This is a genomic window from Stenotrophomonas sp. NRRL B-14846 (assembly GCF_050473585.1).
Classification (GTDB): domain Bacteria; phylum Pseudomonadota; class Gammaproteobacteria; order Xanthomonadales; family Xanthomonadaceae; genus Stenotrophomonas.
Window position 1 is genome coordinate 326475 of record NZ_JBFLUN010000022.1, and the last position, 14883, is coordinate 341357.

A 14883-nucleotide genomic window follows, 5' to 3' on the forward strand; every position below is an offset into this window, starting at 1 on the left:
CTCAGGCTGCCGCGCGGGCACGGGCCTGCAGGCGCAGGCGCTGGAAGTACACGTCCTCGAGGTCGGGTGCCACGGCCACGAAGCCGTCGCCGGGATCATTGGCGCTGTGTACGTGGATCACCGGGCGGCCACCGACCAGGCGGGTGGACAGCACGACGTAGCGTGCTTCATGGTCGGCCAGTTCCGAAGGATCGACCTGCTTCCGCCAGACCTGGTGCTGCAGGGCGTCGATGGCCTCGGCAGGACGGCCGGTCAGCAGTACCTGGCCCTTGTTCATGATCGCCATCGTCGGGCACAGGTCGGTCACGTCCTCGACGATGTGGGTGGACAGGATCACCGCCACGTTCTCGCCGATCGCCGCCAGCAGGTTGAGGAAGCGGTTGCGTTCCTCCGGGTCGAGGCCGGCGGTGGGTTCATCGACGATCACCAGCCGCGGATCACCCAGCAGTGCCTGGGCAATGCCGAAGCGCTGGCGCATGCCGCCGGAGTAGGTGCCGAGCTTGCGCTTGCGCGCGTCCCACAGGTTCACCTGCTGCAGCAGCCCATCGACCACCTCGCGGCGCTGCGCACGCTGGGTCAGGCCCTTGAGCACCGCGAAATGCTCCAGCAGGTCCAGCGCGCTGACTTTCGGGTACACGCCGAAGTCCTGCGGCAGGTAGCCCAGCCGGCGGCGCACCGCATCCTTGTCGCGCAGCACGTCGATCGACGCCTCACCCGGAATGCTGAGCGTCGCCGTGCCGCTGTCGGCTTCCTGCAGGGTCGACAGCGTGCGCATCAGCGAGGACTTGCCGGCGCCGTTCGGGCCGAGCAGGCCGAACATGCCGCGCGGGATGTCCAGGGTCACGTTGTTGAGGGCATGCACGCCGTTGGCGTACGTCTTGGACAGCGAATCGATCTTCAGCATGCGACGTACACCTTTCCCTGGGCGATGTCTGCGCGTTATCCGCGCATCGGCGTCCGTGCGCATCCGCCGTTGGTCATGGGGGGAGAATCCGGCCGTCGTGCGTTGGCCGGCGCACCGGCCCTGCGGGTGCCTACCCGCACTGCGACGATTCCCGCACCACCAGCTTCACCGGGATGCTCTGGCTGTCCACCGGCTGCCGGCCGATCAGTGCCAGCAGGCGCTCCACCAGCAGCTGGCCGGCCTGCTTGGTGTCCTGCTGCACAGTGGTCAGCGCCGGGGACACCGAAGCCGCCAGCGGGATGTCGTCGAAGCCGGTTACTGCCACGTCCTGCGGCACTCGTCGGCCGGCCTCGCGCAGGGCGCGCATCGCGCCGATGGCAATCAGGTCGCTGGCCGCGCAGATCGCGTCGATCGGTTCGCCGCGCGCCAGCAGCGCCTGGCAGGCCTCCTGGCCGGAGGCTTCAGTGGTGATTGCGTCGTGCTGCAGCGCCGGCTCCGCAGCCAGGCCGTGTTCCTGCAGGGCCGCGACATGGCCGCGGTAGCGTTCCTGGAATTCGGGGTAGTGGCTGGACGCATGGCCGAGGAAGGCGATGCGGCGGCAGCCCTGCTGCAGCAGGTGGGTGGTGATGTCGTGCCCGCCCTGGAAGTTGTCGCTGCCGATCGAGACACCAGGCTGGCCGGGGAGGGCGGCGCCCCAGCGCACGAAATGCGTGCCCTGTTCGACCAGCCGCTGCAGGCGGTCGCGCGATTCGTGGTAATCACCGTAGCCGAGCAGGATGATGCCGTCGGCCTTGTTGCTGTCCTCGTAATCGGCCTGCCAGTCGGTGGACAACTGCTGGAACGAGACCAGCAGGTCCTGACCGTGCAGGGCGCAGGCGCGGGTGATCGAGCCCAGCATTGAATGGAAGAACGGGTTGATCAGCGAGTCGTCGTTGGTCGGGTCCTCGAAGAACAGCAGGGCCAGCGTGCCGGCATTGCGCAGGCGCAGGCTGGAGGCGTTCTTGTCGACCTTGTAGTTCAGCTCGCGGGCGATGCGCAGGATGCGCTCGCGGGTCTCGGCGTTGACCATCGGGCTGCCACGCAGGGCGCGCGACACGGTCGGCTGGGAGACCCCGGCCAGGTGGGCGATGTCCAGGGAGGTGGCTTTGCCTTTGATGGTCATGGGCACGCGGAAGGGGGCAGGGTGGAAGGTGCCCGGGCATGATGCCATGGGCTGACGCGGATGCCCTTCCCGATGTCCGCCGAGGCGAGGGTAAGTCATTGCCGGACAAGGAAATCAGCCCAAACCTCCGGTGCCGCCGGGGTCTTCCGGCCGGGCGGATGGCGGCGGCAATGCTAAGATGCGTCGTTCTCGCACTCCCCCAAATTTCAACAGGGGCGGCCCAGCGTACTGCACCCCCGGCCGGGGCTGTGCTATCACTGGCGGTCTGCCCCTGGACAACGGACGAAGGTACCTATGGCGCGCGGCATCAACAAAGTCATCCTGGTCGGCAATCTCGGCAACGACCCGGACGTGAAGTACACCCAGGGCGGCATGGCGATCACCCGCATCAGCCTGGCCACCACCAGCGTCCGCAAGGACAAGGATGGCAACCAGCAGGAGCGCACCGAATGGCACCGCGTGGTGTTCTTCGGCAAGCTCGGCGAGATCGCCGGCGAGTACCTGCGCAAGGGCAGCTCGGTCTACGTCGAAGGCAGCCTGCGCTACGACAAGTACACCGGCCAGGACGGCGTGGAGAAGTACTCCACCGACATCATCGCCGATGAAATGCAGATGCTGGGCGGCCGCGGTGAAGGCGGCGGCGGTGGCGGCGGTGGTGGCAACTACGGCGGCGATCGTCCGCAGCGCCAGCAGGCGCCGCGTCAGGAGTACGGCGGCGGCGGTGGCCAGCGTGGCGGCCAGGGCGGTGGCTATGGCAACCAGGGCGGCAACCAGGGCGGCGGTTACGGCAACCAGGGTGGCAACCAGCGTCCGCAGCCGCAGCAGGCGCCGCCGATGGACGACTTCGCTGACGACGATATTCCGTTCTAGGTCACTATGTAGTGCCCGTTGTACATTTACTAAGGTGGCAGGGAACTTCGGTTTCCTGCCATTTTTTTTTGCCAGAGTTTGCTGGTAGATTTCTATCTAGACCAAGCTGTTCATAAAAGGACCGGCTGTGCGGTTGACTGGCGCGACAGCACCACGTTTCCGAGTGGTCAATGTGACCTTGCCGGCAGCGAGCCCGCAAGAGCAGGAGCTTGTGCCCACGCTGGTGGATGAGCGCACTGGATTACCTCCGCGCTTGGCCTTGCGATGGGTGATGCGCTCGCGACGAAATGCGGTCAGTGAAAAGACGTTAGCGGATGGCCTGCGTGCAGTGGCCTTGCTCTACACGTTCTGCGAGGACCGGTTGAATGCATCGCTGGACGACCTGTTCGCTGACGGCCATCGATTGACGGCAAATGATCTTGATCGGCTGATCGAGTACTTGAGAGTAGGGCAAGGGGATACCCCCGGCGTCCGGGCACTGGCCACGATCGGTCAATGCGTGCCCAACATTGAACGCTTCTTGCGTTGGCTTGCAAAACCAATGGATCGAGGGGGGAAAGGCTATGTGCCCCCGTCGGAACTGACACTCTACGACGAGCAGCTTCGGCTGACATTCTCGGACTTGCGTGCCTTCAGGTCTCGTGGAAAGCGAATCGAGCCTCTTGCTGCCGGCGATGATGTTGCTCTGTGGGAGCTGATCGGTCCAATCAGGCGCAAGGATGGGCGCTACGAGACGCCGCTACGCTTCCCCGATCATAACCCTTGGCATCCGAAAACCCGGTTGAGAAACTGGATCGGGGCTCTCCTTGCGCGGAACTCAGGCCTTCGGCGTGGTGAAGTTGGGAAATTGCGTACGGATGATGTGCGCAACGTGGAAGGGCCGTGCATCGCAGTGGTTCGGCGACCTCAGGATGTGTTGGATACACGCACCAGCGCTAACCGTCCGAAAGTGAAAACCGTTGAACGCGAGCTTCCCATCTCCAATGTACTGGCGCTGGCTATTCGCCAGTACAACCACACTCTTCTCCGTGACGGTGGTCGGCGTGGAGCGCGAACGCCCTATCTGCTCGTGACTGAGGAAGGTACACCGATTTCCGGTTCGAGCTTGGATGCCATCTGGAAGACCGTCAATGGACGCCTTTCGCGTCGAATGAGCTGGCACGTGCTGCGACACACCTGGGCCGAAGAGGTTGCGGACGATCTGCTGGAGCAGTATCTGGGCAGTCCGGATTCATCGGAAGTAGTGCTCGGAATGCTGCGCGAGATGGGGGGCTGGGCGCCCACATCGAACACGCCCTTCACTTACATTAAGAATGCGCTTAAGAAGCGCGGCAATGCCTACCTCCGAAAGCGCAATGCACGGTTCGATATGGAGTTGGGGAATGACTCCAACACCTGACCGCTTTCTCGCAGAGCAGTTGAGCGACTTGCCCGAGCTGCCAGAAACAGTGTTGACCAAGGATCGGCAGGAGCTGAGTACGCAAGGTGATATCTGGTGGTTGCGTGCCAACAGCGATGGTGGGGGATACGTTTCAATTGATTTCAGGCCGCTGATGGGAGTTGCGTCTACTCGCTTCATCGAAATAGTGAAACGATTTGTCGCTAGGAAGGCGAGAACCTACTTGGCTTGGAGCCTAGCGAACATAGCCTTTGCGGTTTCAAGAGCTGTTAGATACTGGAGCCAGAGATCTCGAGATCGCCAGGTTGATTGGTCAACGCTGAGGATCGCAGATTTTCAAACGCTTCTCTCGTACGGACTGGAATCACCACAAGGAGTCGGTGGGAATGACTTCGCCCATCTTCGCGCGATCTACGCGTGGGGAGCACACGTCGCCAGGCTGACGGACTTCGATCCTCTACTCGCACTGCAGTTGAAGGGCATGAAGGCGCCCGGAAATATGAAGGGTCGCAAGGTGCTTGGCTCCAATCCTGAGGAGGGTAGCTTCACGCCCGAAGAAGTGGAGATTCTGGACCAAGCACTGAAGCGGGGGGCTGGCGATCCGAAGGGGGTGATCATTGCCCAGCTGTTTCAGGAGCTGGGCCTGCGCCCGATCCAAGTGCTGCGAACGCGGTGGTCAGGGTTGCGTCGGTTTGAAGCCAACGTCGTTGAGTTGGGTGAAACAAGAGCATTGGTGCGCTATGTGCTGTCAATCCCTCGCGCTAAAGAGCAGGGGGAACACCGGGTCGAGGAGGATCGCCCCATCAGTACCTTGCTTGGCGAAAGGCTGGACAAGCTCAAGCCGTCGCTGTACGACGAAACAACGCCGCTTTGTTGGTGGTTGGACCCGGATACGTCGAGTAAGGACCTGGGCTACCTGCTGCAAGGCTGGGTCGATGAGGTGGGTATCGTCTCGCCTCGAACCGGTGATCTCCTAAAGGCAAATCCTTCCAGATTCCGCTACACGCTGGCAACTGAGGCTGCAAGAGATGGTGCCTCGCGCTTCGATATTGCGCATCTGCTGTTTCACGTAGATCTGCAGAACGTAGAGGTGTACTTCGATGCAGCTGGAACCGTCATGGACCAGATCGAGGAACGCCTGGAAAAGGCATTCGGAAATCACCTGAATCGATTTCAAGGAAAGCTTGCTGGCGCCGCGGATGTTTCGCCATATGAGGGGCTAGAGCGAAGAGTGGTTCCTGGTGTGTTTCCTCAGCTTCCTGAAGCGCCCATTCTGCAAATGGGGCTTGGCGCCTGCGGCCACGATGTACAACGGTCCGGGATCTGTAAGTTGGCTCCCCCGATCACCTGCTATCGATGCCCAAAGTTTGCGGCGTTTCGGGAGGTGGATCACAAGGCGGTGGGTGATGCGCTTGAGGCAATGGCGCGCAGCAGGTTCGATGATCGCGCTGATGACAGGATCGGGGGGGAGTTGGTGTTGACCATCCAAGCCATTCGCGACTTGGAACGGCAGATTGCTGAGGAGCGTGGATCATGAAGCGTGTTAGGGCAGTTGCGACGCTATTGTCTCCAGTGGAGCGTGCCTACCTCGAACGAGGGAGGGCCGCATTTGCGGTCAGGTTTCCCGGGCAGGACTTCGCCGCTCCCTCATGGAACATTCGACATTTGAAGAAGTCCGGTTCGGGGGACGGCAGTGTCTCGCTGTTGTTCGCGGGCATTGCAAATAGACAATGCAGAAATAATCTGCCGGATCGATTCGCGGAGGTGGTCAAGGCTTACTTGGCCATTTGCGGGAAGGAGCCTGGGACGCTGTACAACAGGTCGACCGCAGCGCGCTGGCTATGGGAGGCACTTGAGGTACGTCTTGGCGGCCATGGTGAGCTGTTCAAATGGGAGAGCTTAGGGAAGGAGGATGCAGAGCGAGCAGAAGACATGATGCTCGAGTCTGGCATGAAGCCAAGCAGCGTCTATCGTCGGTGCGTGGACCTGCAAGTAATGCTGACAGGACTCGCCGAGGCGGGCGTGATCGCGGGCGTATCGCCTGATTTCCGCACTCCTCGGCAGGAGAGCGCTGATCGAATGACGCTAGCTGGGCAGGAGGCGAGGTTGTCATTGCTTCCCAGCGAAGAAGCGATCACGGCATTGGCAGAAATTTTTGCTGGGAAATATGCGCTTAGTCCATTTGAGCAACTGGTGTCCTGTATTCCGGCACTGATGTTCGCCACAGGTCTGCGCGTCATTGAACCGCTTCAGCTCACAACGGATCCCGTCCGAAAAGAGGGAGGGAGAGACTTCCTCTTCTACTTCAAAGCGAAGGGGCATGGGACGATTGAGGAGAAGATCCCTTTAAGCGGCGGACAAGCAGCTCTGGCGCAGGAAGCGGTACGCCGAGCATTGGAGCTAACTCGCGATGCGAGGGTCCGCGCGAAGGAATTGGTTGCGTCTCCGCATCAGTTCCCTCTGCCGAACTGGGCGATGGAGAAGGATTGGTTAACTGCTCGCGAGATCGGCGATTTGCTTGGAGGGCAGGGCGCGATGTACCTATCCAAACATGTCGAGACGAGGAAGGATCCGGTTGCCAAGGTCACCGTGTTCAACCGGTCATCGCTTCAGTGCTATTTGCAGACGCTTCGTGAGAAGAACTTTCAAGAATCCATTCGTGGCGTGACAAGGCGTGCTGACGGGACATGGCTTCCCTTGGATGAGGCGCTGTTCATCTGCTTCAAGAATGCGGGGCATGCCGAGAAGGCAATTAATCCGCTGATGGTCTCATTGATCCGTCAACAGCAAGTTGGCACTTTCCTTGGAGGTCATGGGAACGGGTTGAAATCAATCTTTGAGAGGTTGGGTCTATTAGAGAAGGATGGTCGTGCAATCAACTTAAATTCGCATCAGATCCGTCACTATGTCACCTCCAAGGCATCAGGAGCAGGGATCGCCGACACGTATCTTGTGCGGTGGCAGCGCAGGGCGCATGAGGGGGATCTCCTGGCGTACAAGCACCTGACTTCGGAAGAGCGCCTCCGTAGGCTCAGAGAGCAAGTACGGGCCGGTCGACTTAAGGGGGACATTGCTACGATGTACTTTTCTCTTGCGACCGACGAACGCGATATCTTTCTTGAGACGGTGGTCCAAGCTGTTCATGTGACCCATTTGGGCTTCTGTGTTCACGATTTCAATGCTTCCCCGTGCCCCAGTGCTATGAACTGCGTAAAGCGGTGTGGTTCATACTTGTTCGACACGAGCGATGCTTTGCAGCGGCAGCGATTGGTTGAGCTTCAGCGACGGAACGAAAGAGCGCTCCAGGATGCTGAGGCTGCTCAGAAAGCAGGGGCCGGGTTGCTTGTCGCTGAGTGGGTAGATGAACTTAAAGCGACCGATGAGGGGTTGCGTATCATTCTAGCGACACCGCCAAAAGTTGATTCTGCCATCGTTGCCCCGTTCGAGCACGATTCCTCGAAATATAGGCCTTTGGATTAACATGGCTAGGCCATCGATAGAAGCTCAAGTGACCGAGAAGGTTGCCAAGTATGTCGCGGATGCAGTGGTGCTTCCCTATGGCGAAATGCCTCTATCGACGCTGGCAGTTGCGAAGTCGATTGGCCATGATCGCCGGGTGCTAAAGAAGTATGGACTTGATGCTGTAATCGCTGCTGCCGACAAGAGAGCTGCACGGGACGCAAAGCGTAGCCGAGACACTAGGCGGAGATCTCTTGAAGAACGTGTCGACGCAGCAACCTTGGAAGTGGATAAGCTGGAAAAGCAGGTTCACTCTCTTCTTGCGCGGCTCGCGTTGATTGAGGCGAATGCCAAGCGGATCGGTATTGATCCGGAGGAACTCTATAGGCCTGTTGCGCCACCGGACCGGAGAGTGGCCAGCATCTTTGGGAGCAAAAAGAACGCTTCTGGTTCTAATCGTTAGAGGGATGTGGCGGCTCGGCCGCTAGACTGTATTCTGCATCTAGCGCAATGTAATCTCGGGGTGAGTAAGCGCTTCGCTGGGAGTTTCATAAGGGACGGCAGGGCTTTCAGGCACTTCAGCGGGTGAGCTGAGCACCGGTAGCAACGACGGTCCGAGCTTGCCGCTCGAGCGGGCCTGGTTCCGCGAGGTGCCCAGCATAAGGGCGTGCGCCGGCAGGGTCTGCCAAGTGCGGCTGGCTTGCGCAGGTATGTCCGCTATTGGCCGAGAGCGGACCTTGGCCCAGCGGGTAGGGTAGGGGAACTGCTATCCAACTTTAGGATTAGGGATGTTTATCGAGGGTAGTACCGTCTTACCATGGAGTCGAATACTGGAGGCACACGCCCCCCTTCGCCGCGCGCCACAGCGGCGATACTTATCTCCAATCACTGCTCCCGGGCCAGCATCGACTGCTGGGCAAAGATGCCCGTCATCGCGCCCTGTGATGCTGCTTGGGTGACCGGCTGCGTAGCTCGACGAGTTGGATACACGTAATGGACATAGGCTTGGCTGGACTGTGGGTAGGCGTATCGTGGATATACTCAAATCACCCATAAGCTAGAGGATCCCCTATTGAGCACCCCCATGCTCCCAAGAATCGTCGGTTTCGATGTCCCACATCTACATGAGCGCGTAGATTCTTCGACTGATGAGGCTATCGTTGCGCTATTGGATCTTGCGCCGGGTGCCCGCTGGACAGAACTTTTCATAAGGAAGTGCGAGGCGCTGGCGTCTCAGCTCTCCTTGGCAGATGTCCGGGTTGAAGGCTCCAGGATCTATTTTTACGGGTCAATCAGCGACTCAAGAGCGCTCGCCGATGCGGTCATGTCCATCGTTCACGTGCTGAATGATCAGCTCATGCGAGAAGGGAACGACGCAGCCTCGCGGGAAGAAAACTCCTAGGAGCAAGAGAGACGCGACCAGCATTGGCCTGCGATCTCCGCTGCACCAGGGTGACCACGCAAGCTGGATCGGGCCGCAAGTCTGCCCTCGAGGTCGTCCAGCCATTCTGCGCGTGTTCCGTGCGGGTCTCTGATGTAGATGTCACATGCGAGCCGGATGACCGGGTCAACTTCATGGCGGAAGCTAATGGCGGGTAGCGCACCAGAGTTGAATGCCAATCCCCAATGCGTGAGTTCACTTTCGACGTCAACGAAATCCTTGTTCCTCTTGCGTTCCATGTTCTTCTCCTCTTAGAGCTGCACTGTACACCCTTAGAATCGGCGACCTGTTCATGGCGCTTGTTCATACTGGTGCCAATTGGGCACGGCTGCGTAACAGGCTGGGGGCCATTGTGGGGTGGCAGCAGATGGCTGCATCGGAGTAAGACATGAACAACACTTCCCAGAACCAGAGCGACAGTCGCAACTCAGATGCCGATAAGAAGCATCCGGGTCAGCAGGGCCAAACAGACGGGAAGGATCTCGGCGGTGAGGATTCGGCCGGAAAGCAAGGGCAGCAACAGCAGCAGCCGAACGGCACTGAGCCTGGGCAGCCAGGCCCTGGTCAGGCCCAAAAGGTCAGTGTCGATCGCGACGATCGTCGTTGATGCATAAGGGGTGGCCGCGCCAAGCGCGGCTCCTTCCGTATCAACAGGATCGCTGAAATGTCATCCCACGCTCAAGCTGTGAACTTGATGACCAAGATCATGTATCAATCGCGCCCGGTTACCACTACGACGATGGCTCAGTGCCGGACCTGCCAAGGGGAAAGCCCTGGAGGAATGGAGTGTGCGCGGTGCCTGACGGAAAAGTTGGGAACGCTGATTGCGAATCGGGGCGCTGCTCTTTGCTGGCTTGAGTCGTTCCTGAAAGTTCAGCGGGACGAAGCACACGTGTTCATATGTGCAAAGAGAGTTGATGCGTCAGCCTTGTAGCAGTCGCATTCAGGCCTGACATTGCGCAAGCGTATGCTCGGTACATCTAGGAGCAACGCTATGAATTTCCCGATATGCATCTACGATCGAACGGGTACTGGGCTCCGGCTTCCTTCCGAGTGGTGGATTGATCTGCAGTCAGATCTTCCCGCTCTAGTGAACGGCAGTGAGCGTATAGATCTGCCACGTTCCTCGAAAGATGAGCGCCCTCGCCTGGATCCTGAAGTTCTCAGTGATCTATCCAGACGAATCCGGGGCTCGCAATGGCTAGAGTAGATTCAGCTCAACCGCCAGGTGTGCGCTGGCTCTTCTTCCGACTTCGCAATGGGCAGTCGATCAGCCCGGCCAGGCTAATGTCTGTCTGGTGCGAAGCTACTGAATCAACCGAGTGCGCAGTCCGCCGCGAGATCATTGACGGCGCTGGCTACGTATATGCTCTCTATGCACCAAATGGACTGCGCTCCCCCCGTCGTGTGGAGCTGCGCATGAGAGCACTTCTGGAAGAAGCCGGGTATGCATTCACGATGGGGAGCTTGGCTGGGAGACATCCAGCCGACGGCTGAGGGGGGCGCTTCCAAGGCTGAGGGACCATCATCAGATCCCTTTTTGTGGATTCGCTGCCGTCCTCGAACGCCTGCGTGTGCCTATCCAGGCGGTTGAAGAGCGCTGACTAAGCGGCAAGCGGCGCCAAGCTACCATCTCCGAGAAAGTGGTCGTAGCCTATGAAGAGCTATCTGGCGCACCAATTTGCTCGGTCAGAACCGTCAACGATTGTTCGAATGCTGCGGCGAAGAGATCGCTGCTGTCGCCCCGGTGTTTTGCCACAATGTTTGGCAGAAGCTGATGCCATGCGTCGGAGAGGTCGTTGGGTGCAGGGTGGGTCAGTACGCAGATTCGCAACGCATACTCCATCGCCTTTAGGTAGCCGCGGTGCATCTCAAGTCCTGCCTCGCAGGCGTGGAGGCGATCGAGGATTTCCGTGATTTCGGTCGACATGGCAGTCTCGACAGGCGGGGGGCGGGCAGGGGATAGTTTGCGGACATCTAGACGAGCCCGCTATGAGCATCCTCAACGTTCTGCTCACTCGTGACCACCTTGTCGTCGCCGTGGATACCTTGGCAGAGGACGCCCGAACAGGAGCGCATTCCGCGGGGGCGAAGCTGCTTCTGATCCCTCAGCACAATCTGGCGCTGGCCACTCGCGGCTCCACGCAGTTCTTCCTCCGCATCTACGAGCTAACGCTGCAAGCCAGCTTCCGCGCGGACTTCACGATGGAACAGCTTTCCGCCGAGCTGGGGTTGGTGGTGGACCAACTATGGCCGAACTACCAGAAGGCAGCGGCCGAGGCAGGCCTGCCGCTAGAGCAGCTCGGGACAGAGTTGGTGCTGGGCGGCTGGTCGCCGAAGAACGGGCGAATGATGGCCACGGCGTATGCCAAGAGCGACAGTCAGTGCCCGACCCGAGTCCAGCCAATCGGCGGGCAGCTGGCATCGCCCGGCGAACCGCTCCAGGCGGTGACGCCGAGCATGTCCCAGACCGACTTAATGGCCCATGCGCGCCTCCAGGCCAGCTACCTTAATGGGCAGATGGGCCGGCAGGTGGCGGGCGGTCGGCTGCTGGCTGGGTTCCTGCAGAACGGGCAGGCCGTGGTCAAGGACCTAGGGGCAATCTGATCTGGCTCGGAGAGTGTTGGGCGAATCGGACGCACATGGCCTGAGGGTGGCCTGGCCGGCTGTACCCGGGGTGTGTAGCGGCGGGGGCGAACTTTGACGTCGATTTGGCGGCCTCTACGCGGTGCTTACGATGTCGGATCTACGCTCGGTCTCCCCGAGGAGCCGGAGAGTGCCATGCCCAACAGGGCTGTTGTTTTCGTCAGTGAGGCCTCACCACACCTGGCTGCGGAACATTTGGCTGCGATCATGGCGGACGCGGCTCGATTCAACAGAAACGCGGGCGTCAGCGGCGTCACGCTGTACGACGGCAGGCGATTTCTGGCGTACATGGAGGGGCCGCCGGATGGCTTGGACGTCTCGTTCTCCAGAGCGGCGGGCGCGTCAAGCCATGGCGAGTTGATCGAACTAGCTAGAGGGAGGGTGGGGCAGCGCAGGCTTCCGTACTGGCCGATGCGTTGCATCCCCCTGTCGCCGCCGGAGCTGGTGCAGTTGGTGCGGGCGGACTGGACTTCCTTCCTGCAGCGGGGAGGCAAACAAGATGGCCCAGCCACCGCGATGGAGATGCTGGTGGCACTGGCCGAATCATTCGCCGAGGTTGCATAAGCAGCGCTGCGCCTGCATCGAATGGCGTACCGGAGATGCCATCGTTCATTTTGGGCCCTCAATGTCGAGTGGATCATCCGGCTTTGGATCGAAGAGCGCCAGCAATCGCTCGCGGCGGCACTGTTCAAGCCAGTGGTGCCAGATCTCCATTTCGTCCATCAACCCTGTGGCTCCACAAGCCGGGCATGTAAGCGTGGTGCCCTTGGGATCGGTTTGAAAGCCTGCGTCCTCGGCCATTGAGGATCTCAGTCCGCAGTTTTTACATGTTGTCCGCACCTGTTCCAAGCGGATGATCGCCCCATTGAGCGCAAGCAGAGGAAGGATCGTATGGATCCTGAAGGCGTTGGGAGGGTGCATAGCCGTGCCATTTGAGGGCTGGACACGGGAGCAAAGGATTCTGCGCCGAAGAAGAGCCACGAGGTTGCAGTGTGCGCCACTCAAAGTGAACCCTTTATCACATTGAGCTGAAGCGTCGGCCGCCGTCGCAGGGCGTGAGACCGCCGGCCGTATCCTTCCGGCCATGCTTCCATCGCACGGCTACGAAGGCTCCCGCAGCGTACCTATCCTCTCTGGCTGAGTTCAGATGGGGGAGATCTGGGTGCCTTGGTGGAACGGCAGAAGGGGAATGTCTCAGCGGCCAAGGAAGATGGGGCGCGCTTGTGCTTGTCCCCCCGGAAGATGTTGCAGACCAAAGACGTTTGGGCGGCCAGCATCGCCCAGGACAAGCGCTATGCCGGACGCTGGTGCGTGAGCGACGCTCTACCCGAAGTTGCGCCTGCGCGCGACCATGGCGGGGCTGGTGGACGCGACACCGCTGGAGCCGCTCGAACCGTTGCCCGGCCTGCCGCCAACACCTGAGCAGGTGCCACAGGCTCAGCCGCTTGGCTGAGGCTGGAGCGAGGAAGCTAGGGCGGGTCAAGGAAGCGCTGGCGCCGCTCAGGCTGCCGCCAGTAAGGGGCAGCCCCTGCTCAAGGATCTTGGAGAGATCTAGGTCATTTGCAGCAATCCGGCTAGTGTCAGAATTCGTCCGCTCTTTGTCTCTCATCTCTGCGGAGTCGCAGTAGATTCAAGGTCAGTCGTGGATAAGGAAGATTTCTCAGAGGTGGGGCATGCGCCCTCCTCCAAGCGAAAGTAGATATGCACACGCCTTGGAAGCACGAAGTGCCCCGTTCGCTGGTCGCCGGCACACGCTAGGTGGACATTTATAACTTCCACGCATTGGTCATATGCACTTCCGCGCTTCTTCCAGGATGACCCCGAGGGTAGATTCCCCTGACAATCTGTCGCGGAGTGACCCATGCAGACTCGCACGCGCCTTCGCACTCTGGTGCCTGGCCTCCCCTCCACACTGCTCTGGATTGCGGTTTCCCTCTACACCACGACGGCCATGGCCAACGAGCCACTACAGATCGATTCGCAAGGAAGCTTCCTCGCGGGTGGCACGGCAAAGCAAGAAACTGGCACGTTCGATCCGTTGAAGCCCTCCAATCCGGATGGCCAGAGCTATCACGGCGATCACGTCTATGCCTTCTACCAAAAGCCGGTGAACGCTCGCCCGTTGCCCATCGTGATGTGGCACGGTGCGGGCCAGTCTTCCAAGAGCTGGGAGACGACCGCCGATGGGCGTGAGGGCTTCCAGGACCTGTTCCTGCGGCGTCGTTTCGCTACCTACCTGATCGATCAGCCACGGCGCGGCAAAGCCGGCCGAAGCATGGTCGAGGCGACGCTGAAGCCCGTGGCAGACGATCAGATGTGGTTCAACCAGTTCCGGATCGGCCTCTGGCCGAACTACTTCGCTGGCAGCCAGTTCCCGAAAGGGGAGGCCGCGCTTGACCAGTTCTTCCGCTCGGTCACGCCCAACACCGGCCCCTTCGACCTCGGCGTAGTGTCGGACGGGGGCGCCGCCGTGCTGCAGAAGACAGGGCCTGCGATTCTGTTCACCCATTCGCAGGCGGGCGGTCCTGGCTGGATGACGGCCATAAAAAGCCCCAACGTCCGCGCAATCGTCGCGTTCGAGCCTGGCAGCAGCTTCGTGTTCGCAAAGGACGATGCGCCGGCACCGATTTCCAGCGCGTTCGATACCGTCGCTCCCGCGCTGGTTTCGCCCGCGGAATTCAAGGCGCTGACCCGGATCCCGATTCTGGTGCTGTATGGCGACAACATCCCTGACAGGCCCGTTGACCTGCCGGCACAGGACAGTTGGCGGGCTCGGTTGGAAATGGCCCGTGCCTGGCGTGATGCCGTCAATCGGCAGGGCGGTGATGTCACCCTGATCCATCTTCCGGAGATGGGAATCCTTGGCAACAGCCACTTCCTGTTCTCGGACCTCAACAACGTCCAGATCGCCGATCTGGTGAGTGAGTTCCTGCAGAAGAAGCATCTGGATCGTTGATCCGGACCGTCTCGTGCATCATTCATATCATGCATGCATGAGTGAT

Annotated in this window: 14 protein-coding genes; 10 read left to right on the forward strand and 4 right to left on the reverse strand. The window is 60.3% G+C overall.

Annotated elements, in window-relative coordinates:
- Position 1: 1 nt before the first annotated feature.
- Both AB1281_RS03660 and AB1281_RS03665 read right to left on the reverse strand, forming a co-directional pair.
- Positions 2 to 904, reverse strand: coding sequence for an ABC transporter ATP-binding protein (locus AB1281_RS03660; protein WP_049443853.1), 903 nt, complete (start codon positions 902 to 904; stop codon positions 2 to 4).
- A 130-nt stretch (positions 905 to 1034) separates the two neighbouring features.
- Positions 1035 to 2066 (reverse strand): LacI family DNA-binding transcriptional regulator, encoded by a 1032-nt coding sequence (locus tag AB1281_RS03665; RefSeq protein ID WP_430345084.1) that lies wholly within the window; start codon positions 2064 to 2066, stop codon positions 1035 to 1037.
- A 294-nt stretch (positions 2067 to 2360) separates the two neighbouring features.
- On the opposite strand from AB1281_RS03665, the gene AB1281_RS03670 reads away from it, so the two are divergent.
- The 7 genes from AB1281_RS03670 to AB1281_RS03700 all read left to right on the forward strand — a co-directional run bounded on the left by AB1281_RS03670 (position 2361) and on the right by AB1281_RS03700 (position 10732).
- Positions 2361 to 2936: a single-stranded DNA-binding protein gene (locus AB1281_RS03670; RefSeq protein ID WP_049443850.1), complete on the forward strand. Its 576-nt coding sequence runs from the start codon at positions 2361 to 2363 to the stop codon at positions 2934 to 2936.
- Between the two features lie 163 nt (positions 2937 to 3099).
- Positions 3100 to 4335, forward strand: coding sequence for a tyrosine-type recombinase/integrase (locus tag AB1281_RS03675; protein WP_430345085.1), 1236 nt, complete (start codon positions 3100 to 3102; stop codon positions 4333 to 4335).
- On the forward strand, positions 4319 to 5872 hold the full coding sequence (locus AB1281_RS03680) for a hypothetical protein (RefSeq protein WP_430345086.1): 1554 nt from the start codon (positions 4319 to 4321) through the stop codon (positions 5870 to 5872). Before AB1281_RS03675 ends, AB1281_RS03680 begins: the two co-directional genes overlap by 17 nt.
- Entirely contained in the window at positions 5869 to 7815 is a 1947-nt protein-coding gene (locus tag AB1281_RS03685) for a hypothetical protein (RefSeq protein WP_430345087.1), read from the forward strand. The genes AB1281_RS03680 and AB1281_RS03685 overlap by 4 nt, the downstream gene beginning before the upstream one ends.
- A 28-nt stretch (positions 7816 to 7843) precedes the next feature.
- Entirely contained in the window at positions 7844 to 8257 is a 414-nt protein-coding gene (locus AB1281_RS03690; protein WP_430345088.1) for a hypothetical protein, read from the forward strand.
- A 1366-nt stretch (positions 8258 to 9623) separates the two neighbouring features.
- Entirely contained in the window at positions 9624 to 9842 is a 219-nt protein-coding gene (locus AB1281_RS03695) for a hypothetical protein (RefSeq protein ID WP_430345089.1), read from the forward strand.
- Between the two features lie 590 nt (positions 9843 to 10432).
- A complete protein-coding gene (locus AB1281_RS03700; RefSeq protein WP_293793958.1) occupies positions 10433 to 10732 on the forward strand; it encodes a hypothetical protein in 300 nt (99 codons plus the stop codon).
- A gap of 157 nt (positions 10733 to 10889) precedes the next feature.
- Here the strand turns inward: AB1281_RS03700 and AB1281_RS03705 are convergent, their stop codons facing one another.
- Complete coding sequence (locus AB1281_RS03705; protein ID WP_313508388.1) at positions 10890 to 11165, reverse strand: hypothetical protein; 276 nt, start codon at positions 11163 to 11165, stop codon at positions 10890 to 10892.
- A 62-nt stretch (positions 11166 to 11227) separates the two neighbouring features.
- Between AB1281_RS03705 and AB1281_RS03710 the strand changes: the two genes are divergently transcribed.
- A complete protein-coding gene (locus AB1281_RS03710) occupies positions 11228 to 11842 on the forward strand; it encodes a hypothetical protein (RefSeq protein WP_313508386.1) in 615 nt (204 codons plus the stop codon).
- 174 nt (positions 11843 to 12016) lie between these two features.
- Positions 12017 to 12445: a BLUF domain-containing protein gene (locus AB1281_RS03715; protein WP_135968495.1), complete on the forward strand. Its 429-nt coding sequence runs from the start codon at positions 12017 to 12019 to the stop codon at positions 12443 to 12445.
- A 45-nt stretch (positions 12446 to 12490) separates the two neighbouring features.
- Here the strand turns inward: AB1281_RS03715 and AB1281_RS03720 are convergent, their stop codons facing one another.
- Complete coding sequence (locus tag AB1281_RS03720) at positions 12491 to 12682, reverse strand: hypothetical protein (protein ID WP_226053577.1); 192 nt, start codon at positions 12680 to 12682, stop codon at positions 12491 to 12493.
- 1060 nt (positions 12683 to 13742) lie between these two features.
- Here AB1281_RS03720 and AB1281_RS03725 point away from each other — a divergent pair.
- On the forward strand, positions 13743 to 14837 hold the full coding sequence (locus AB1281_RS03725) for an alpha/beta hydrolase (RefSeq protein ID WP_430345090.1): 1095 nt from the start codon (positions 13743 to 13745) through the stop codon (positions 14835 to 14837).
- The last annotated feature ends 46 nt before the right edge of the window (positions 14838 to 14883 follow it).

Excerpts from the sequence above, each read along its gene's own strand:
- AB1281_RS03680 (WP_430345086.1), top strand. The coding sequence starts at position 4,319 with ATGACTCCAACACCTGACCGCTTTCTCGCAGAGCAGTTGAGCGACTTG.
- AB1281_RS03685 (WP_430345087.1), top strand. The coding sequence starts at position 5,869 with ATGAAGCGTGTTAGGGCAGTTGCGACGCTATTGTCTCCAGTGGAGCGT.
- AB1281_RS03670 (WP_049443850.1), top strand. The coding sequence starts at position 2,361 with ATGGCGCGCGGCATCAACAAAGTCATCCTGGTCGGCAATCTCGGCAAC.
- AB1281_RS03705 (WP_313508388.1), bottom strand. The coding sequence starts at position 11,165 with ATGTCGACCGAAATCACGGAAATCCTCGATCGCCTCCACGCCTGCGAG.
- AB1281_RS03710 (WP_313508386.1), top strand. The coding sequence starts at position 11,228 with ATGAGCATCCTCAACGTTCTGCTCACTCGTGACCACCTTGTCGTCGCC.
- AB1281_RS03725 (WP_430345090.1), top strand. The coding sequence starts at position 13,743 with ATGCAGACTCGCACGCGCCTTCGCACTCTGGTGCCTGGCCTCCCCTCC.
- AB1281_RS03700 (WP_293793958.1), top strand. The coding sequence starts at position 10,433 with ATGGCTAGAGTAGATTCAGCTCAACCGCCAGGTGTGCGCTGGCTCTTC.
- AB1281_RS03660 (WP_049443853.1), bottom strand. The coding sequence starts at position 904 with ATGCTGAAGATCGATTCGCTGTCCAAGACGTACGCCAACGGCGTGCAT.
- AB1281_RS03715 (WP_135968495.1), top strand. The coding sequence starts at position 12,017 with ATGCCCAACAGGGCTGTTGTTTTCGTCAGTGAGGCCTCACCACACCTG.
- AB1281_RS03695 (WP_430345089.1), top strand. The coding sequence starts at position 9,624 with ATGAACAACACTTCCCAGAACCAGAGCGACAGTCGCAACTCAGATGCC.
- AB1281_RS03665 (WP_430345084.1), bottom strand. The coding sequence starts at position 2,066 with ATGACCATCAAAGGCAAAGCCACCTCCCTGGACATCGCCCACCTGGCC.
- AB1281_RS03720 (WP_226053577.1), bottom strand. The coding sequence starts at position 12,682 with ATGGCCGAGGACGCAGGCTTTCAAACCGATCCCAAGGGCACCACGCTT.